Source organism: Dactylosporangium sp. NBC_01737 (assembly GCF_035963215.1).
In the GTDB taxonomy this organism is placed as follows: Bacteria; Actinomycetota; Actinomycetes; order Mycobacteriales; family Micromonosporaceae; genus Dactylosporangium.
In genome coordinates, this window is record NZ_CP109153.1 from 270,539 (window position 1) to 290,445 (window position 19,907).

Consider the following 19,907-nt stretch of genomic DNA (forward strand, 5'->3'; position numbering starts at 1 on the left):
TGAGATCGCCGCACGGAGCGGCTGCTGTAGGACTAGAGAGTAATCAACTCGCCTAGCCAGCGGCAACAGGGTCCCGATCGGCGTGTTCCAGCGTACCCCACACCAGGTCAACACCGACGAGGGCACCCACCAGATCGACATCGAGCGGTAATACACGCCAACCCGGCACCGGCGAGGGCGCCCAGCCGCCGGTCGCCAGCGCCAGGACGCTCGGCCCCGCACCGGAGATGACGGCCGCGACGCCGTCCGCCCGCAGCGACGCGACGAGCGCGGCGCTGCCCGGCATGGAAGCGGCCCGATACCCCTGGTGCAGCCGGTCCTCGGTCGCCGCGAACAGGTGCGACGGATCGACGGTGACCGCATGGACGAGCAGCGCGGCCCGGCCGGCGTTGAGCGCGGCGTCGGCGTGCGGCACGGCCGACGGCAGGGCGGCCCGGGCCACCTCGGTCAGCCCGCGCTCCTGCGGCACGAAGACGAACGGGCGGATCGTGGCGGCGGGATCCACCCGTACCGCGGCCGCACCCTCGTCCTCGGTCCAGGCGATGGTCATCCCGCCGAGCAGGCACGGCGCCACGTTGTCCGGGTGGCCTTCGAGCTCGGCGGCGATGCGGAGCAGCCCCCGCTCGTCGAGCCGCTCGGCGCCGTCGGTGACGAGGGCGCGGGCCAGGGTCACCCCGGCCACGATCGCGGCGGACGAGGAGCCCATGCCGCGGGCCTGCGGGATGCGGTTGCGGCAGCGCAGGGCCAGCCCGGCGGGCCGCTCCCCCAGCTCGTCGAACACCCGCCGCATGGCCCGCACGACCAGGTGGGTCGCGTCGCCGGGCAGGTCGCCGGCGCCCTCACCGGTCACCTCGACGGTCACCCCGTGGCCGGCGACGCGGGCCTCGACCTCGTCGTGCAGCGACAGCGCCAGGCCGAGCGCGTCGAAGCCGGGTCCGAGGTTCGCGCTCGTCGCGGGCACGCGGACGGTGACCGGGGTGGACAGCAGAGCCATGCCGTTAATGAGATCACGGCGTCCGGACCCCGGCCTAAGGTGGGCCGGTGCCGCCCACACTGTCGATCCTGGTCCGCAACCGCGACTTCCGCCGCCTGTTCTCCGCCGACCTGATCGGGCTCGGCGCCGACTGGTTCGTGCAGATCCCGCTGCTCTCGCTCCTGCTGCAGCTGACCGGCTCCGGGGCCTGGGGCGCGCTGATCCTCGCCGCCGACGTCGGCGTCATCGCGCTGCTGCAGCCGTACGCGGGAGTGATCGCCGACCGCTTCGACCGGCGCCGCATCCTGATCATCGCCGAGGTCGCGATGGCCGTCGCCACCCTGGCGCTGCTGCTGGTGCGGACCGCGGCGACGGCGTGGCTCGCGGTGGCCGCGATCGCGGTCATCGCCGTGGCGAAGGCGTTCTTCGTGCCCGCCGCCTCCGCCGCCCTGCCGAACGTGGTCGACGCCGAGGACCTGCCGGCCGCCAACGCGCTGTCCGGCTCGGCGTGGGGCACGATGCTGGTCGTCGGGGCGTCCCTGGGTGGCATCGCATCGGCACTGTTCGGTCCGTACTGGTGCTTCGCCGCCTCCAGCGCGCTGTGCTTCCTCTCCGCCGCCCTCGTGGCCGGGGTCCGCCGCCCGTTGCAGGCCGCCCGGGCCTCCAAGCCCGAGATCGGCGAGGCCGTGCGGTACATCCGCAGACATCCGCGGGTCGCCTCGCTGGTGACGGTGAAGGCCGCCGTCGGGCTGGGCAACGGCGTGCTGACCACGTTTCCGCTGCTGGCCGCGGCGTACGGGGTCGGCCCGCTGGGCGTGGGCCTGCTCTTCGCGGCGCGCGGGCTGGGCGCGCTGATCGGCCCGTTCGTGCTGCGCCGGGTGCTGTCCCACCCGGCGTGGCTGCTGCCCGGCCTGGCGGTGTCGATGTCGGTGTACGGCCTGACGTACATGGCCGTCAGCGCCGCCCCGTGGTTCCCGCTCGTGCTCGTCGGCGTCGTCCTGGCGCACCTGGCCGCCGGCGGCAACTGGATGATGTCCAACTTCGCGCTGCAGACCGAGGTCCCCGACGAGCTGCGGGGCCGGGTCTTCGCCACCGACATCCTGTTCGCCCTGCTGTCGGTCGGGGTGTCACAGCTGATCGTCGGCGCGTTCGTCGACCGCGTCGACCCGCGCGTGCTGATCGCCGCCTGCGGCGCTGTGACGCTCGTCTACGCGATCGGCTGGGCGGCGGTCACCACACGCCAGCGCCCTGCGGTATCGTAGTGATATCACTTCGATAGCTTGGGGATGTCATGGAGAGACGAGCGTTCCGCGCACCTGGGTTCCTGATCCTGCTCATCCTGCTGGCTCTGATCGGCGCGGTCGTCGCGTTCGTCGCCGGCCAGCCCGAGGACACCGCCGGCGTGCTGGTCGCGGTGACGGTCACCGCCGCCGTCCTGCTCATGACGGGCTTCACCGTCGTCAACCCGAACGAGTCGCGGGTGGTGCAGTTCTTCGGCCGCTACATCGGCACCATCCAGACCGCCGGGTTCCACTGGACGGTCCCGTTCAGCTCGAAGCGGCGCGTCTCGCTGCGCGTACGTAACTTCGAGACGGCCCGCCTCAAGGTCTCCGACGCCGACGGCAACCCCGTCGAGATCGCCGCCGTCGTCGTCTGGCGCGTCGTCGACACGTTCAAGGCGTCCTTCGGCGTCGACGACCACATCTCATACGTCGCCGTCCAGGCCGAGGCCGCCGTCCGGCACCTGGCGACGAGCTACCCGTACGAGTCGCACGACGACGGCCGTACCAGCCTCCGCGAGGGCAGCCTGGTCAGCGAGGAGCTCACCACGGAGCTCGGCGAGCGCGCCGTCCTCGCCGGCGTCGAGGTCCTCGAGTCGCGGGTCACCCACCTCGCGTACGCGCCGGAGATCGCCCAGGCCATGCTCGCCCGCCAGCAGGCCAGCGCCATCGTCGGCGCCCGCTTCAAAATCGTCGAGGGGGCCGTCGGTATGGTGCAGAGCGCCCTGGACCGCCTGCGCGAGCTGGAGGTCGTCGAGCTCGATGAGGAGCGCAAGGCCCAGATGGTGGCGAACCTGCTCGTCGTGCTCTGCGGCGACCGCAACGTCCAGCCGGTCGTGAACACCGGCTCGCTGTACAGCTGAGGTCCGTGGCCGTGGCCGAACGCAAGAAGCTGCTCCTGCGCCTCGACCCGCAGGTCTATGACGCGGTGGCCCGCTGGGCCTCCGACGACCTGCGCAGCGTCAACGCGCAGATCGAGTTCGCCCTGCGACTCGCCCTGCGCCAGGCCGGCCGCACCGCCCGCGCGTCCCCCGCCGGCCTACCTCCGGACGAGCCCGACCCGGACCCGGACGACGAAGAGCCACTTCCGCTCCCATGACCACAGCCGATGGCGTCCGGGAGCGGCGGCCTTCTCCACCACCCGGTGGATCGCGGCAACCCGGTGGATCGCTGTCGCCTTGGGAACAGCGATCCACCGGGTACCCGCGGTCCGGCCGCTACGGCAGGCGGTGCTCACTTGCAGCGTGGTGCTCAGGTCGTCTCGCACCACCGCCGTCGTGATCGAAGTCGCGGTCCGGCCGCCCGGACGACCACCCGGCCGGGCGTCGCACGCCGGCCCGCCGCACGCTCGCCACAGAGTCGGGTAGATGATCTTCCGCAATTGATCGAAGGATGCGCGTGGCCGCCCCGACAGCCAGGGCCGTCCTTCGATCATGGGCCAGAACGGAAGATCGCCGTCCGAGCGCTGGTACTACCCGGTCCAGTGATCGACGTTCTTCGCTTTCCGACCAGCGACGGTGTTGTAGCACCGAATGACGCGCCCGACGGCGCTGGATCATGTGAGCGCGGACCTGGCTTGGCATCACCGCAACCACGGCACGGACGGTAACCGCGCTACCTGTCGCGCCGCCGCAGGCTGCGCGGAACCACAAACGGCCGCAGCCGTGCTGGATTTTCTATTACGGGCAGAACAAACACCGCACGCGAAGAGCCACCGCAAGGTAGCCAGCGCATCGGTGAAGAGCGTCACGACCGCAGGCCGTGTCGCAGGGTGACTACCGACGGACCCGGCAGGGCCAGGGCCAGCGAAGCTGGGCCCCGGCCCGGTGTCTGGCGGGAGCGACGGTCCGGACCACCGCGGACCCGAGCCCGGATCAGGCCAGATCAAGAGCCTTGGCAGCGGCGAGCGCATCAGCCGGGATCGTCGTCGGCGCCGGCGCGGTCGAGATCGCCCACTCGGGGTCCTTCAGCCCGTGCCCGGTCACGGTGCACACGACGGTCTGCCCCTGCTCGATGAGCCCTTGGCCACTGGCCTGCAGCAGGCCCGCGACGGAGGCGGCGCTGCCCAGCTCGACGAAGACGCCGACGGAGCGGGCGAGCAACCGGTACGCCTGCAGGATGTCGCGGTCGGTCACGGCCTGGATGACGCCGCCGGACTCGTCACGGGCGTCGACGGCCTTGGTCCAGGAGGCGGGGTTGCCGATGCGGATCGCGGTGGCGATCGTCGAGGGCTCGCGGACGACGGCGCCGTTGACGATGGGCGCGGCGCCGGAGGCCTGGAAGCCGAACATGCGCGGGCGGCGGGTGGCGTTGCCGGCAGCGGCGTCTTCCTTGTAGCCCATCCAGTAGGCGCTGATGTTGCCGGCGTTGCCGACCGGGAGGCAGTGGATGTGCGGGGCGTCGCCGAGGCCGGCGACGATCTCGAAGGCGGCGGTCTTCTGGCCCTCGAGGCGGTCGGGATTGACCGAGTTGACGAGGGAGACCGGGAAGTCGAGTGAAAGTTTCGAGGCGAGCGCGAGGCAGTCGTCGAAGTTGCCGGAGACCTGCAGGAGTCGGGCGCCGTGCACGAGGGCCTGGGCGAGCTTGCCGAGGGCGATCTTGCCGGTGGGCACGAGGACGGCGCAGGTGATGCCGGCGCGGGCGGCGTACGCGGCGGCAGAGGCCGACGTGTTGCCGGTGGAGGCGCAGATGATCGCCTTCGCGCCCTCCTCGACCGCCTTGGAGACCGCGACGGTCATGCCGCGGTCCTTGAAGGAGCCGGTCGGGTTGGCGCCCTCGACCTTGAGCCACACGTCGCAGCCGGTGCGGGCGGACAGCTCCGGCGCCGGCAGCAGGGGCGTATTGCCCTCGTGCAGGGTCACGACCGGGGTCTGCGGTCCGACCGGTAACCGGTCACGGAACTCTTCGATCAATCCACGCCACATGGCGCTACTCCCCTTCGACACGCAGGACGCTCGCCACGGCGCGAACGATGTCCAGGGCCCGCAGCTCGGCGACGGTGGCCGCGAGGGCGCGGTCCGCGGCGGCGTGCGTGACGATGACCAGCACGGCCTGGTTGCCGCGACCCGACTGGTTGACGGTCGCGATGCTGACCCCGTGCTTGGCGAAGACGCCCGCGACGGCGGCGAGGACGCCGGCCTTGTCCGCGACGTCCAGCGAGATGTGATACCTGGTGAGCGCGTCGCCGATCGGCCGGATGGGCAGGTCGGCGTATGCGGACTCCGATGCGGCGTGGGTGCCGGCGAGCCGGTTGCGCGACACGGCCACCAGGTCGCCGAGCACCGCGCTCGCGGTGGGCGCGCCGCCCGCGCCGCGGCCGTAGAACATGAGCTGACCGGCGGCCTCGGCCTCGACGAACACGGCGTTGAACGCGTCGCCGACGCCGGCGAGCGGGTGCGTGCGCGGGATCATCGCCGGGTGTACGCGCACCGAGACGGCGTCGTCGAGCTTGGTGGCGATGCACAGCAGCTTGATCGTGCAGCCCATGGCCTTGGCACTGGCCATGTCGGCGGCGGTGACCTCGGTGATGCCCTCGCGGTGCACGTCGGCGGCGGTGACCCGGGTGTGGAACGCCATGGACGCCAGGATCGCGGCCTTGGCCGCGGCGTCGAAGCCCTCGACGTCCGCGGTCGGGTCGGCCTCGGCGTAGCCGAGCGCGGTGGCCTCTTCGAGAGCCTCGGCGAAGCCGGCGCCGGTGCTGTCCATCGAGGACAGGATGAAGTTGGTCGTGCCGTTGACGATGCCGGTGACGCGGGTGATGCGGTCGCCGTGCAGTGAGTCGCGCAGCGGGCGCAGCAGGGGGATCGCGCCGGCGACGGAGGCCTCGTAGTACAGGTCGGCGCCCGCCTCGGCGGCGGCCTTGTGCAGGGTGGCGCCGTCCTCGCCGAGCAGGGCCTTGTTGGCCGTCACGACGCTCTTGCCGCCGTGCAGCGCCTCGAGCAGCCAGGTGCGGGCCGGTTCGATGCCGCCGACGACCTCGACGACCACGTCGACGTCGTCGCGCTTGACCAGGCCGAGCGCGTCGGTGGTGAACAGTGCCGGGTCGATCGGCAGGTCACGGGCGCGGCCCGACCGGCGCACGGCGACGCCGACGAGCTCCAGCGGCGCGCCGATGCGCGCCGTCAGGTCCCGCTCGTGCTCGTGCAGGAGCCGGACCACTTCCGCGCCGACGGTCCCGCAGCCCAGAAGAGCCACCCTCACCGATTGCGCCATTCGTCACCCCACGTCCAGTTTAAGCAGGTCGTCCTCGGTCTCCCGGCGGACGATGACCCGCGATTCCCCGTCAACCACCGCCACGACCGGCGGACGGGGGACGTGGTTGTAGTTGCTCGCCATGCTGCGGCAGTAGGCCCCTGTGCCCGGCACCGCAAGAAGATCTCCGGCCCGAACGTCGGCCGGCAGGAACTCATCCTTCACGATGATGTCCCCGGCCTCGCAATGTTTTCCCACCACGCGGGCCAGAATAGGCGGCTCGGCGGACGCCCGGCTTGCGACGGTCGCGGAGTAGGCCGCGTCGTACAGCGCGGTGCGGATGTTGTCGCTCATGCCGCCGTCGACGCTCACGTACGTGCGGATCCCGTCGACGTCCTTGACCGTGCCGACCTCGTAGAGGGTGAACATCGCCGGCCCGACGATCGCCCGGCCCGGCTCGATCGACAGGTGCGGCACGCTGAGCTGCAGCGCCGCGCACTCCTGCTTGACGATCCGCATCAGGTCCGTGGCCAGGTCCCGCGGCTCGGCCGGGGTGTCCTGCGTGGTGTACGCGATGCCGAAGCCGCCGCCCAGGTCCAGCTCGGGCAGCTCGATCTTGTACTTGTCGTGGATGGCGGCCTGGAGTGACAGGAGCCGCCGGGCGGAGACCTCGAACCCGGACGTGTCGAAGATCTGGGAGCCGATGTGAGAGTGCAGGCCGCGGAGCACGAGGACGTCTTCGGTCAGGATCTTGTCGACGGCCTTTGCGGCGGCGCCGCCGGACAGCGAGAAGCCGAACTTCTGGTCCTCGTGCGCCGTGGCGATGTACTCGTGGGTGTGCGCCTCGACGCCGACCGTGACCCGGACCATGACCTTCGGCCGGGTGGCCGTCTGCTTCGCGATGGCGGTCAGCCGGTCGATCTCGTCGAACGAGTCGACGATGATCCGGCCCACGCCCGCCTCGACGGCCCTGGTGAGCTCGGCGACCGACTTGTTGTTGCCGTGCAGGCCGATCCGCTCGGGGGGCATGCCGCCGCGCAGCGCCACGGCGAGCTCGCCGCCGGTGCAGACGTCCAGCGACAGGCCCTCCTCGACGAGGATCCGCACGATGGCGGTGGCGATGAAGGCCTTGCCCGCGTAGAAGACCTCGGCGCCGCCGAAGGCCTCTTTGAACGCTTTGCAGCGGGCACGGAAGTCCGCTTCGTCGAACACGTAGGCGGGGGTGCCGTGGTCTTCGGCGATTTTTCGGACATTTACCCCGCCGACGCTTATCTCGCCGTTTGTCGCTCTTTCGACTGTTTTGGCCCAGAGCTGGGGTACGAGCGCGTTGACGTTCTCGGGGGTGCGCAGCCAGGAGGGGCCGCTGAAGCCCAGGTCCCCGTGCAGCGCTCCGGCCTCATGTGCACGCATCTGCTTACATCCGTTCCGGTGCTGAGACGCCGAGCAGGTCGAGCCCGTTGACGATGACCTGACGCGTCGCGTCGTTGAGCCACAACCGCGCCCGGTTGGTCTCCGTGATCGGCTCGTCGCCCTGCGGCAACACCCGGCAGTTGTCGTAGAAGCGGTGGTAGGACCCCGCCAGCTCCTCCAGATAGCGTGCCACGCGATGCGGCTCGCGCAGCTCCGCCGCGGTGGCGACCACCGCCGGGAAGTCGCCGAGGGCCTTGAGCAGGTCGAGCTCCTTCTCGTGGACGAGCAGGCCTGCCTCATACGTGTCGGTGCGGTGCAGCCCGAGCTCCGCCGCGTTGCGGGCGACGGAGGCGGTGCGGGCGCCGACGTACTGGACGTAGAAGACCGGGTTGTCGTTCTTCTGCCGCGTGATCACCTCGATGTCGAGGGTGAGCGGCGAGTCGGTCGAGGAGCGCGCGAGGGAGTACCGCGCGGCGTCGACCCCGACGACCTCGATCAGCTCGTCGAGCGTGATGAGCGTGCCGGCGCGCTTGCTGAGCCGGACCGGCTCGCCACCGCGCAGCAGGCTGACCAGCTGCCCGATGAGGACCTCGATGTTGCGCTGCGGGTCGTCGCCGGCGCACGCCGCGATCGCCTTCAACCGCCCGATGTACCCGTGGTGGTCGGCGCCGAGCATGTAGATGCAGCGGTCGAAGCCCCGCTCGCGCTTGTTGATGTAGTACGCGGCGTCGGCGGCGAAGTAGGTCTTCTCCCCGTTGGAGCGGATCAGCACCCGGTCCTTGTCGTCGCCGAAGTCGGTGGTGCGCAGCCAGATCGCGCCGTCGGCCTCGAAGATGTGCCCCTGCTTGCGCAGCTCGTCGAGGGCGTGCTCGACCGCGCCGCCGTCGTGCAGGGTCTTCTCGGAGAACCACACGTCGAAGTGGACGCCGAACCGCTCGAGGCTGTCCTGCATCTCCTTGAGCATGGCCTTGTAGCCCTCGTGCTCGAAGGCCGCTTTCTGGTCTTCCTGGCTTTTGTCGAGAATATCCGGATTTTCAGCGACGATCTTGCGCGCGATGTCCTGGATGTACTCGCCCGGGTACCCGTCCGGCGGCGTCGGCTGGTTGTTGGCCGCGGCCTGCACCGACTCGGCGAACCTGGCCATCTGCACGCCGGCGTCGTTGATGTAGTGCTCGCGGGTCACGTCCGCCCCCGCGGCCGACAGGATCCGGCCCAGCGCGTCGCCGACCGCCGCCCAGCGGGTGTGCCCCAGGTGGACCGGCCCCGTCGGGTTCGCCGAGACGAACTCCAGGTTGACCTTCTCCTTGGCGAGGGTCTCGCTGCGCCCGTAGGAGCGGCCCGCCTCCACCACGATCCCCGCCAGCCCACCGGCCGCCGCCGCCGACAACCGGATGTTCAGGAACCCCGGACCGGCGATCTCCACGGCATCGATCCCGGGAGTTTCCTGCAAGTTTTTCGCGACCGCCGCGGCGAGCTCACGCGGACTCAGCCCGACCCTCTTGCCCAACTGCAAGGCGATATTCGACGCATAGTCACCATGCTCCGGGTTTCGCGGCCGCTCCACGCTGGTCGTCGCAGGAAGAACGGACGCGTCGAGGTCACGCTCAGTAAGCGCCGCCCGGGCGGCTTCGAGGACTGCTACGGCGAGTTCAGCGGGAGTCACCGACAAATGTTATCGGGGGTAGACTCCGGTACTTGGCGGCGGCCCGTTCTGCTGGTCACAATGCGGGACGGCCGCTCCGGCGGTGTTGACCGACCGCGCGTCCCGCCCGACCCCCCGACCGTTGACCAGACGAGGCCCGATGAGCGAGCACCACGCTGAGCGTTGCGAGGCGACGACATGAGCATGAGCACCCAGCACGGCGGCGGTAACCGCAAGCCGTCGACCAAGCCCGTTGCCGGCGCCAAGCCGAAGCAGGGCGGCGACGAGGACGAGGTCGACGTCGACGCGGTCGAGGAGACCGACGTCGAGGAGGCCGCACCGGTCTCACTGGGCAAGCCGAAGGCCAGCCCACGCAAGTCCGCCCCGGCGCGCAAGACGGCCCCGGCCGGCAAGCGCCCCGCCGCCGGTCGCCCCGCGGCCCGCAAGGTCGCCCCGGTGAAGGTGAAGCAGGGCGCCGCATGGGGCCCGATCATCCTGTTCTCCGTGGTCGGCCTGCTCGCCCTGGGCATCGTGGGCTTCGCCGTCTGGCAGGTCAACGAAAACGGCCTCACCGTCCGCGAGCGCGCCGACCGCATCGACGGCATCAAGGACTACTACAAGATCAACAAGGCGTACACCGAAGAGCGCAGCCACGTGTGGGGCCAGCAGAAGTACGACCTGAGCATCGCCAACCCGCCGGTGGCCGGTAACCACAACCAGAACTGGCAGCGCTGCCTCGGCGACGTCTACACCGCGCCGATCGCCACCGAGCACGCCCTGCACGCCATGGAGCACGGCTCGGTCTGGGTCACCTACCGCCCCGATCTGCCGGCCGACCAGGTCGAAGCCCTCGCCAAGAAGGTCCGCGGCAAGGACTACATGATGATGAGCCCCTACGAGGGCCTCGACAAGCCGATCTCGCTGCAGGCCTGGGGCTTCCAGCTGAAGGTCGACAAGGCCAGCGACGGCCGCATCGACGAGTTCATCAAGGCGCTCCGCCAGAACGCCAGCCTCGAGCCCGGCACCCCCTGCTCCAGCGGTGACATCATCACCGAGACCGGCACCGTGCCGCGCGACCTCGGCAAGGACGGCACGCAGCAGCAGCCGGGCACGGGCGGCTGATCACCAAGCAATGTTCGGACAACTCACGGCGCGGGCACGCCTGACCTTGGGCGTGCTCGCCGCCGTTCTGCTCCTCGCCGTGGGCGTCTCCGTCGGATACCTCATCCCGACCCTGCGCACCCCCGGCGAGGACTCAGTCGACGCCGGCTTCGCCCGCGACATGAGCGTCCACCACACCCAGGCGGTCGAGATGGCCATGTTCGCCTACCGCCTCGGCTCCACCGACGACATCCGCACCCTGGGCTACGACATGGCCACCAGCCAGCAGTGGCAGATCGGCCAGATGCAGACCTGGCTCACCCAGTGGCACCTGTCCCCCAACACGGACAACACCCCGATGTCCTGGATGCCCGACGGCAAGAACGCCCTCCAGCCCGACGGCCGCATGCCCGGCATGGCCACCCAGGACGAGCTCAAGAAGCTCAAGTCCTCCACCGGCAAGGACTTCGACACCATGTGGTGCCAGCTCATGCTCCGCCACCACCTGGGCGGCATCCACATGTCCGAGACGGCCGCCAAGACCGCCTCCACCACCGAGGTCCGCGACGCCGCCGAGAGGATGCGCGTCTCCCAGCAGTACGACATCACCGCCTTGACGGAAAAGCTCCAGGACCTGGGCGCCCAACCCCTCCCCTCCTGACTCAACCGCCACAGGCGATCTGTTATCCTTTGCGAGGCCGCAAGGCCCCCGTAGCTCAGGGGATAGAGCACCGCCCTCCGGAGGCGGGGGCGCAGGTTCGAATCCTGCCGGGGGCACGTTACAGAACTGCAAACGCGCAGCGCGACCGGTCGATCACTGATCGTGGAGGCCAGTTTCGCGTTCGAGTAGACGATCAAAGATGCCCCGGTCCGGTGGCCGGGGCATCTTCGCGTTGGCCCGACGGGCAGTGACACGCTCGCCCGGATCGCGGTATACAACACGCACTTGATTACGCGAGTCAACCGGCGACCCCGCGCACTGACGGCGACAGATCACTTCGCCCGATCATGGCTGTGGGATAAGTCTGATGTTGCTGAAGTGGCCGCATTGACGGCGCGGCCACCGTAACGCCTCTGCCTTCGTCGCGTTACGCGAGGCGTGTTCCTAGCAAGAGGTCGTCGGTACGGGAGGGTTCGCCAATGAGTGGCTTCGAGGTTGTCGGGCACTGGTGGCTGCCCGAAGACGAAGCGCGGAAACTGCCTGGTGTCCTGACCGTCGATGCCCAGGGCGCGTCGCAGCTGCTGCTGATCGGTGGGGCGCTCAAGGAGGTGACGGACGTTGCGACCTGGACTCACTCCAACGGCGAGTCTTCTGCAGCGATCACCGAGGATGACCTGGAGGTCGCGGGCACGTACGACCGAATCCTGGGAGAGGCAGAAGGCGGCCGCTACACCCTTGAGGGCGGCGTACAGGTCAAGTACCAGGGCGCCATGTTCGGTGGCGCCTACCGGCAACTCGTACACGTTCAGCAGGTCTTCAAGGGCGTTCATTTCGATGGTACGGGGGCACTATCGGCCAACGCCGTGTTCGTACAGCCAGGCGGGCTTGAGACCTGGGTGGGACGCAGCGGGATCACCGGCATCATAAATGTGAAGCCGGGCGAGGAGCCCAGGTACGAGCTGACCGCCGAATCTCTGCCGGTCGAAGCCGCGCAGCTTGCGGATGGTGGCAAGCTTGAGCTTCGGCACCGCACAGGCAGGCCGCAGCAGGCCGGCGGAACATGGAAGATCAATGAGTACTTCAGCTTTGGTCTGCGGTACCCGACCGTGTTGCCGATGACGGAGCTGATCGACACAGTTTCGGATCTACAGGATCTGCTGTCGATCGCAACAGGGCGACCCGCAGCGTTCGAAACCTTGTCGTTCCGGCACCCCGACGTCTATCAGGAGATTCCCGACACACGGCCGGAGCTGAAGGAGTCGTACCCCGACGGGCGCAGGTACACGCCCATCCAGCTATGGGCGCAGTGGACCGTTGACCCGTCACATGAGGCAAGATTGCTCCGCGGCAACGACCTGCTCTTCTCCCTGGGGCAACTCGGCGGTCTGGACGGCGCAGCCCGGTGGCTCGCCGTCGCGCGGAAACATCGATCGACGCTCGGCCGTGTCATGGCCACGCGATACAGCACCGGTGGCTACCTACACGATCGGTACATGGACCGTCTCGCCGCCCTGGAAGGGCTCGACCGAGACGAACACAATGACAGTGTCATCTACGTGGAGCGCATCAAGCGCTGCGCGCAAAATGTCGGGCAGCCGATGCAGGACCTCGTAGGCGGCCGAGTCGACAAGTGGGCAAAGCAGTTGAAGGACGATCGCAACGATATGGCCCATCACAAAGGCGTCCGGCTGGATGAGCAGTTCTCGGAGCAGTACTTCATGTCCGAGTCCGCGTACTGGCTGTACGTCTTTCAACTTCTGCGCTTGGTGGATGCCCCTGACGCGGTATTCGACCAAATCGTTCAGCATCAGGAACTTCTGCACCTCAAACGGCAACTGGACAAGATCCTCGTGTAAGAGATCGGCGGGAAGGCACCGTCAGCGCCGACGCGGTCGGTTGCGTGCGCTGACGGGTGTAAGAACGGGCCAGCGCTGATCCAGCCGGGTTGATGCTAGGCGGCTGCCAGTGGCGCGTAGTCGTTGCTGGCGCAACGAGAGCTATGCCCGCGAGCCCGAGTCCCGATCGCCAGCGAACGGAGTCGGGTCCGGAAGCACCAACCTGCAACTGCTTCGGCAGGGCGAATCCCAGGTCAGGCCGAGCATATTCCCAGCTAGAACCGGTAGATTCACGATCAAGTTATGCAGATTTGTCTCTAGCCGGGGGCACGTCACAGAACTGCAAGCACGCAGCGCAACTGGCCAATCACTGATCGTAGAAGCAAGTTTCGCGTTCGAGTAGACGATCAAGGATGCCTCGGCCGAGCGGCCGGGGCATCCTTGCGTTGACCCGATGTACGGCGCCGAACGCGCCCGGATCGCGGCATGGCAGTTCAGTGCGGCAGCTCTAGGATTGCGGGTGGAATGTACGTCGGATCTCTGTCGACCTCACGAGCGATCCGCTCTAAGCGCCGTGTGTGTCTAGTGCTCCACTCATCGCCAACGCTCTTCGGAAGGTAGGTTCCCTGAAGGCGCTGGTAGACCGACAGCCAGTCTGCGCTGTGGCCGTAATTTCCTTCGTCGCTATCGACTACGAGATGAGCGACCTCATGCAACGCCGTCAGCTTCCGTTGTTGCCCGGCCTTTACGTACAGGAACGGCTGGCCGAGGTACCACAGGCCGTTCGCGTCGGTAGTTGAGAACACTGCTGCAATGGCGGGATCCAGCTCCTCAATGACGTGCACCGAAAGACGAATGTGATGATTCTCGCCTGCCCAGACCTCGTTGGCGTAGCTCGCGAACGTCGTAGCAGTCAGAAGTTCCGAATGTACGGTTTCATCCTTATACAGGTGGACCAGTTCGGCGTCCGTCAGCGCTGCTGCTATAGCGAGCCGACACAAGTCCACATCACTTGGTCCATCAGGGTGCAGCACCAAGCCCACGCACATGAGCGTACGTTCTCGGTTCAACAGCTTGCACGACGGCCCGTGTCATCCACTCCGCTAGCCCGGTGGCACCAGTTCGGCATTCTACGAGCACCAAGGCCGAAGCGCGCGGGCGTGTTAGCACTCAGCCTCAACGAGTGCTAGCGTGATTGCGCCTCGGTAGCAACGAATGGCTTGGCCGCAGAGAAAGCGATCATGGCATGTCGGACAACACCTCCGGTCAACCGCCGGTTGAGCCCCCACCCCCACCGCCACCACCGGTCGACGTGTCGTGGGTGACGACGGACCACATTCGCGAGAGCGACCGCGCGGGGTACGAATTTCGTGGTTCGAGTCGCGTTGTCGAGAGTGGGCAATGAGCGACCCGCACGACTCCCCCGCGCCCCACAGCTCATCGGAGGACGTCCAGTCGGAAGCGGCGGCGGCACGCCAAGACATCCCGCCAACGGCCGCCGCTGAGTCAATGGCGCCAGTCGACCTGTCGTGGGTAACGACAGATCTGATCCGTCACGAGGACCCAGGGCAAGTCCAAGAGATCATCCGGTGAGCGGTGATCAGATCTATGCCGTCTTTATCGAGGGTGAGCTGAAGGGCGAACGCGAGCGCCGGACGACCCTGGAAGCACGTGGCGTGTCGGTTGTCACGCAGTCGGGAGCGCTGGTCACGCTCTTAGCCGGCGTCGGCGCCTTGGTGAAGGGCATCACTTCGACAGCGCCTCCATCGGCCGTGATCGTCGCGGTGATCTGTGCACTGGTGTTCTTTTTCAGTGCGGCGCTGTGCGGAACCTTGATCAGCTTCGGGCCGATCTTTCCGCCGCACACGTTGGCCGACGCCGCAACGATGACCCAGATGCGTACAACCAGACGGGACCATTCCGAGGAGGAGGCGCGGAGCGTCGTCGCCCATCTCCACATTGGAACGCTGGATTCGTTGCGCAAAGGCAACGACATCAAAGTCCGTTGGGTTGTGGCGGCTCAGTTCTGCCAGATTCTCGCACTCGTGGCGGTGAGCGCGGCCGTCTGCTTCATCGTTGCGCAGTCCTAGTGTCCTGAGTCGCTAATTCGCCTACACTTTGCGTATGCCAGGGAAGGCGCAGGGGTCGTTGGTGTTGTCCGACGATGAGCGTGAGACGTTGTTGCGATGGACGCGGCGGGCGAAGTCATCGCAGGCGTTGGCGATGCGGTCGCGGATCGTGTTGGCGTGTGCGGACGGCATGCCGAACACCGCTGTTGCTGCGCGGCTTGGGGTGTCTCGGGACATGGTCGGGAAGTGGCGGTCCCGGTTCATCGCCAGGCGTTTGGAGGGTTTGTCGGACGAGCCGCGGCCGGGAGCGCCGCGCAAGCTGACTGATGATGCGGTCGAGGCGGTGGTGGTGGCGACGTTGGAGCAGGCGCCGCCGCGGGGTGACAGTCACTGGTCGACCCGATCGATGGCCAGGGCGGTCGGCTTGAATCAGACCGCGGTGTCGCGGATCTGGCGTGCGTTCGGGCTCAAGCCGCACCTGGTCGACGATTGGAAGCTGTCGACGGACCCGCAGTTCATCGAGAAGGTCCGCGACATTGTCGGGTTGTACCTCGACCCGCCGGTCGGGGCGATGGTCCTGGCGGTGGACGAGAAAAGCCAGATGCAGGCGTTGGACCGCACGGCGCCGGTGCTGCCGATGATGCCGGCCGCGCCCGCCCGGCAGACCCACGACTACGTCCGGCACGGCACCACGAGCCTGTTCGCAGCTCTGGACCTGGCGACCGGCAAGGTGATCGGGCAGACCCAGCGACGACATCGGCATCAGGAGTTCCTGCGGTTCCTCAGGACGATCGACAACGCCACACCGTCCGATGTGGACCTTCACCTGATCCTGGACAACTACAGCACGCACAAGACACCCCAGATCCAGCAGTGGCTGGTCAAGCACCCCCGCTTCCACCTGCACTTCACACCGACCTACTCGTCCTGGCTCAACCTCGTCGAACGCTGGTTCGCCGAGCTCACCAACCGCAAGCTCCGTCGCTCCACGCACCGCAGCGTCGCCGCACTCGAAGCCGACGTGACCGCCTGGATCGAAGCGTGGAACACCGACCCGAAGCCGTTCGTCTGGACCCGCACCGCCGACGAGATCCTCGAAACACTCGCCGCGTACTGCGGCCGAATTAACGACTCAGGACACTAGTACGGCAGCGGCACTTCCTGGGTGGGGTGGCGTAGTTACGGCCACCGCTTGATCATCGTCTGTTGTGGACAGTCAAGATGATCTCGTGGTGGCCGCTGGTCACAGCGTAGCGGTCGCCCTTTGGCGACAGAAGTTCGATGATGTGGTGACGCGGATCGGGCCGCGGTTCGCCCGTCCGGAGACCCGCCGCACGGTGGGTGAGTTGTTGTTGGGTCTGCTGGCGCCGTTGGAACGTAAGAACGGATGGTGGCTGGCCGAGCATGCTGGCCACGGGTGCCCGGACCGGATGCAGCGGCTGCTGCGTACGGCGGTGTGGGATGAGGGTCGCATCGGTGATGACCTGCGCGGGTTCGTGGTGGAGCAGCTCGGCCACCCCGAGGGCGTCCTAGTGGTGGACGAGACTGGGTTCTTGAAGAAGGGGTTCTGCTCGGTCGGGGTCCAGCGCCAGTACTCCGGGACTGCGGGCCGGATCGAGAACAGCCAGGTAGGGGTGTTCCTGGCCTACGCGGCGCCCTCAGGGCGAGCGCTGGTCGACGCCCGGCTGTACCTGCCGGGTTCCTGGTGCGCCGATGCGGAGCGCTGCCAGGTGGCTGGCGTGCCCGATGGGGTGCAATTCGCGACGAAACCGCAGCTGGCCATCGCGATGATCGAGGAGGCCCTCGACGCCGGGGTGGCCGCGGCGTTCGTGACCGGTGACGAGGTCTACGGCCTGGACCCGGCACTGCGGGAACGACTGCGTGGTCGGGGTGTGGGCTACGTCCTGGCGATCGCCCGTAACCAGCGCATCCAGGCCACCGAAAGCGTCCGGCTGAGAGTCGATGACGTCGCCGCCGGCCTGAGCGAACAGGCATGGGAGCAGCGCACCTGCGGGAAAGGGTCCAAGGGTGAACGGTTCTACGAGTGGGCCTGGGTTCACGACCACGTCGACCACGACCACGGCTGGCACAGCCTGCTCATCCGCAGATCGGTCGACACCGGCGAGTTGGCGTTCTACCGCTGCTGGACGCCACACCCCGTCCCACTGAGCACGCTGATCACCGTCGCGGGACGCCGTTGGTCGATCGAGGAGGCCTTCCAAGCCGCGAAAACCCAGGTCGGACTCGATCACTACCAGTGTCGAGGCTGGAAAGCCTGGCACCGCTTCACCCTGCTGGCCATGATCGCCCTCGCCGTCCTAGTCACCGCCATCACCAGCCAACAACCCGATAATCCCGACCCGCGCAACGACGAGCTGGTGCCGCTCAGCGTCGGGGAACTACGTCGGCTGGTCGTCGCGCTGCTGGACGGTCACGACGACACCGCAGCGATCCGCTGGTCCTGGTGGCGACGACGTCACCAAGCCACCGCACGTCGCAGCCACTACAGACATCGCGACACCAAGCTGGCCAGCAGCTAGATCAAGTGCACCGCTGCCGTACTAGTCCAGGTGCCGGGCGCTTGCCATACTCCCAATCGTCTCGACGAGGCTCACGGGGATCAGGAACGCGATGTCCCACGCCTCGTCGTCATGTCCGATCAACACCGTCGCAGTCTCAGGGTCTGCGCCCTCAGCAGGACCAGCCCAAAAGACCCTGCTACCGGCACTCGTTCCCGCCGCGATCGACCTGCGCTCAGCCCACACGGCGGATCGAACGTCACGAAGCTTGGCCAGATCCTCGAAGGTGGACCACACATTCAGCTCCCAGTCGTCACCACCTTGAAGCTTCAGCACCACCTCGTGCGGCGGCCCCGCAGCGCCAAGAGACACATCGACAACCGACTGCATACGATGATCATAAGACGACGCAGTCCCCTTGACCGGACAAGATCTGGCCCTGGAGAACAACTGGCAAACGACGACACCGTCCAGCTGATCTACGGAACCCCACGGGGCTCCACCCTCGATCCTCCAGGCGGCAGGCACGGAACGCCGGCTTCAACCCAGCCTTAACGCCGCGACACCGATGACCGCACATAGATCAGAAGTGCCGCTGCCGTACTAGCTCTCTGCGCGACCATCTTTCGCTCCGCGATAGCGTGCCTCGCTCGCCGCGCTCGCTCCGACCCTGACGCCTCGCGACGCGCCGCCTCGCGAGGCCAGCGCGCAGTTGGTCAATTACTCGCCTGAGTTCCGCAGGAGACGACGGCTCTGGACGGTGCAATCGGCCTGCCACCAGGGAAAACAGGACCGTTCATAGCAGTGGTAGCCGGACGGTACGCCAACCGGTCCCGCCACCGCTCCGAGGTAACCGGCACAGCCGGTGCGGTGAGGGTTGAACAGACCTGTTACACCCACGGCCGGAAGCGATCCAGCGCGCCGCCGAGCAGCGTCGAGGCCACCGCCGCCGCGCCGTCGTCGGCGTTGAGATAGCCGGCGTAGACGCGGCACGCCGCCTCGGCGAGTTGCCCGATCGCGTCCGCGCACCGGCCCGGATCGGCGCACACCTCGACGTCCGGGCACACGAGCGTCAGGTCGTAGCGGCGGTGGTGGACCGGGTGGTTGAGGTCACGGTGTCGCTGAGGAACCCCCGAACCCGCGCCGCCCGGATCGGAAGCGTCGCGTCCAGCCGGATCAGCAGGGCGTCGTTATGCGGCGACAGCAACAGCGGCACCGACCCGCCGAGTCGACCACTATGGGGCCACCCCGCCGCGCCGCCATCCGCGGCACCGCCAGGTGGCGAGCCGGTCCGCCGTACCGTCACGCCGTCCGGCCTCCGCCGATTTCGACAGCCACGACCGCGGCGGCGACCCGCCTCTCCATGCCCATGATCCGCTCGCGCTTGCGGAGATCGACGGGCGTCGACGCTGGCCCGGCCGGGGGCGGTGGCCAGGCCGGTGCCGGTGCCGGAGCCGCTGGCGCGGGCAGAACCGGCGGCCCAGACGGGACCGGCGGCCCGAACGGAACCGGCGGCCCGGACGGGACCGGCGGCCCGAACGGAACCGGCGGCCCGGACGAGACCGGCGGCCCGAACGGAACCGGCGGCCCGGACGAGACCGGCGGCCCGAACGGAACCGGCGGCCCGGGCGGGACCGCGCGTGCCGGCTCCTCCTCCTCAACCACCGCAACGCCGAAGTCCCTGCGCGAATCCCGCCAGCCCCGACGCGTACCCCTGCCCTACCGCACGCAGCTTCCACTCGGCGCCGCGTCGGTACACCTCCGCGAACAGGAACGCCGTCTCGCTCGCCGCGTCGTCGACCTGGAACCGCGCAATCTCAGCCCCGCTCGCCGCGTCTACCACCGCGAGGTACAGCCCCGGCACCGACCCGAACGTGCCACCGTCGGTCGAGCCGCCGATCACGACCCGGTCCACGGCGGGCGGCAGGTGGGCCGGGTCGATCGTGAGCGTCTCACCACCCGCCGCTTTGCCTTCGTGGCGTAGCGCGCCGCTCGGGTGCGCGGGCTGGTTGTAGAAGACCATGTCCGCGTCGCCGCTCACCTTGCCGTCGGCGTCGAGAACCAGGACACAACCGTCCACCTCGGGCACGCCCGCACCCGGACGCCACCCGATCACGACGCGCAGCGGGGCAACCGGCAGCGTCATGTTCTGTCCCTTGGCCAGCAGCATGCCGCAACGATAACGTCGGGCAACAACTGGCATGATCAGCTGCACGGTCGTCACCA

18 protein-coding genes and 1 tRNA gene are annotated in these 19,907 nt (G+C 68.2%); 10 read left to right on the plus strand and 9 right to left on the minus strand.

What is annotated here, in order from left to right; genetic code table 11:
- Positions 1-52: 52 nt before the first annotated feature.
- Positions 53-994, minus strand: coding sequence for a homoserine kinase (gene thrB, locus OHA72_RS01275; protein ID WP_327006029.1), 942 nt, complete (start codon positions 992-994; stop codon positions 53-55).
- A 47-nt stretch (positions 995-1,041) separates the two neighbouring features.
- Between thrB and OHA72_RS01280 the strand changes: the two genes are divergently transcribed.
- From OHA72_RS01280 to OHA72_RS01290, 3 genes are read left to right on the plus strand one after another with little or no spacing between them, the layout of a single operon-like run.
- Positions 1,042-2,235, plus strand: coding sequence for an MFS transporter (locus OHA72_RS01280; RefSeq protein WP_327006030.1), 1,194 nt, complete (start codon positions 1,042-1,044; stop codon positions 2,233-2,235).
- A gap of 29 nt (positions 2,236-2,264) precedes the next feature.
- Positions 2,265-3,116 carry an SPFH domain-containing protein gene (locus OHA72_RS01285; RefSeq protein ID WP_327006031.1) on the plus strand — a complete coding sequence of 284 codons (852 nt, stop codon included), beginning with the start codon at positions 2,265-2,267 and terminating at the stop codon, positions 3,114-3,116.
- Positions 3,117-3,127: 11 nt separating this feature from the next.
- Complete coding sequence (locus OHA72_RS01290; protein WP_327006032.1) at positions 3,128-3,352, plus strand: type II toxin-antitoxin system antitoxin; 225 nt, start codon at positions 3,128-3,130, stop codon at positions 3,350-3,352.
- Between the two features lie 775 nt (positions 3,353-4,127).
- Here OHA72_RS01290 and thrC read toward each other — a convergent pair.
- Genes thrC through argS form a run of 4 tightly spaced genes read right to left on the minus strand, consistent with a single transcriptional unit; the run spans position 4,128 to position 9,517 of the window.
- Positions 4,128-5,177 carry a threonine synthase gene (gene thrC, locus OHA72_RS01295; protein ID WP_327006033.1) on the minus strand — a complete coding sequence of 350 codons (1,050 nt, stop codon included), beginning with the start codon at positions 5,175-5,177 and terminating at the stop codon, positions 4,128-4,130.
- Between the two features lie 4 nt (positions 5,178-5,181).
- On the minus strand, positions 5,182-6,453 hold the full coding sequence (locus OHA72_RS01300) for a homoserine dehydrogenase (RefSeq protein WP_327006034.1): 1,272 nt from the start codon (positions 6,451-6,453) through the stop codon (positions 5,182-5,184).
- A gap of 15 nt (positions 6,454-6,468) precedes the next feature.
- Entirely contained in the window at positions 6,469-7,854 is a 1,386-nt protein-coding gene (gene lysA, locus OHA72_RS01305; protein ID WP_327006035.1) for a diaminopimelate decarboxylase, read from the minus strand.
- A gap of 4 nt (positions 7,855-7,858) precedes the next feature.
- Positions 7,859-9,517, minus strand: a complete 1,659-nt coding sequence (gene argS / locus OHA72_RS01310) for an arginine--tRNA ligase (RefSeq protein ID WP_327006036.1) — start codon at positions 9,515-9,517, stop codon at positions 7,859-7,861.
- 177 nt (positions 9,518-9,694) lie between these two features.
- Between argS and OHA72_RS01315 the strand changes: the two genes are divergently transcribed.
- The 4 genes from OHA72_RS01315 (at position 9,695) to OHA72_RS01330 (ending at position 13,114) form a co-directional block, all read left to right on the plus strand.
- Entirely contained in the window at positions 9,695-10,618 is a 924-nt protein-coding gene (locus OHA72_RS01315) for a thioredoxin-like domain-containing protein (protein ID WP_327006037.1), read from the plus strand.
- 10 nt (positions 10,619-10,628) lie between these two features.
- A complete protein-coding gene (locus tag OHA72_RS01320) occupies positions 10,629-11,258 on the plus strand; it encodes a DUF305 domain-containing protein (protein ID WP_327006038.1) in 630 nt (209 codons plus the stop codon).
- A 44-nt stretch (positions 11,259-11,302) separates the two neighbouring features.
- Positions 11,303-11,374, plus strand: a tRNA-Arg gene (locus tag OHA72_RS01325).
- A 363-nt stretch (positions 11,375-11,737) separates the two neighbouring features.
- Positions 11,738-13,114 carry an ApeA N-terminal domain 1-containing protein gene (locus OHA72_RS01330; protein ID WP_327006039.1) on the plus strand — a complete coding sequence of 459 codons (1,377 nt, stop codon included), beginning with the start codon at positions 11,738-11,740 and terminating at the stop codon, positions 13,112-13,114.
- A 473-nt stretch (positions 13,115-13,587) separates the two neighbouring features.
- On the opposite strand, the gene OHA72_RS01335 is transcribed toward OHA72_RS01330, so the two are convergent.
- A complete protein-coding gene (locus OHA72_RS01335) occupies positions 13,588-14,136 on the minus strand; it encodes a hypothetical protein (protein ID WP_327006040.1) in 549 nt (182 codons plus the stop codon).
- Positions 14,137-14,682: 546 nt separating this feature from the next.
- On the opposite strand from OHA72_RS01335, the gene OHA72_RS01340 reads away from it, so the two are divergent.
- From OHA72_RS01340 to OHA72_RS01350, 3 genes are all read left to right on the plus strand, one after another.
- On the plus strand, positions 14,683-15,183 hold the full coding sequence (locus OHA72_RS01340) for a hypothetical protein (protein WP_327006041.1): 501 nt from the start codon (positions 14,683-14,685) through the stop codon (positions 15,181-15,183).
- A 34-nt stretch (positions 15,184-15,217) separates the two neighbouring features.
- Positions 15,218-16,306: an IS630 family transposase gene (locus OHA72_RS01345; RefSeq protein WP_327006042.1), complete on the plus strand. Its 1,089-nt coding sequence runs from the start codon at positions 15,218-15,220 to the stop codon at positions 16,304-16,306.
- Positions 16,307-16,451: 145 nt separating this feature from the next.
- Positions 16,452-17,702, plus strand: a complete 1,251-nt coding sequence (locus OHA72_RS01350) for an IS701 family transposase (RefSeq protein WP_442788811.1) — start codon at positions 16,452-16,454, stop codon at positions 17,700-17,702.
- 21 nt (positions 17,703-17,723) lie between these two features.
- Here OHA72_RS01350 and OHA72_RS01355 read toward each other — a convergent pair whose 3' ends face one another.
- The 3 genes from OHA72_RS01355 to OHA72_RS01365 form a co-directional block, all read right to left on the minus strand.
- Positions 17,724-18,071: a hypothetical protein gene (locus OHA72_RS01355; RefSeq protein ID WP_327006043.1), complete on the minus strand. Its 348-nt coding sequence runs from the start codon at positions 18,069-18,071 to the stop codon at positions 17,724-17,726.
- 500 nt (positions 18,072-18,571) lie between these two features.
- Positions 18,572-18,748, minus strand: a complete 177-nt coding sequence (locus OHA72_RS01360; protein ID WP_327006044.1) for a hypothetical protein — start codon at positions 18,746-18,748, stop codon at positions 18,572-18,574.
- Positions 18,749-19,338: 590 nt separating this feature from the next.
- Complete coding sequence (locus OHA72_RS01365) at positions 19,339-19,851, minus strand: TerD family protein (RefSeq protein WP_327006045.1); 513 nt, start codon at positions 19,849-19,851, stop codon at positions 19,339-19,341.
- Positions 19,852-19,907: the final 56 nt, after the last annotated feature.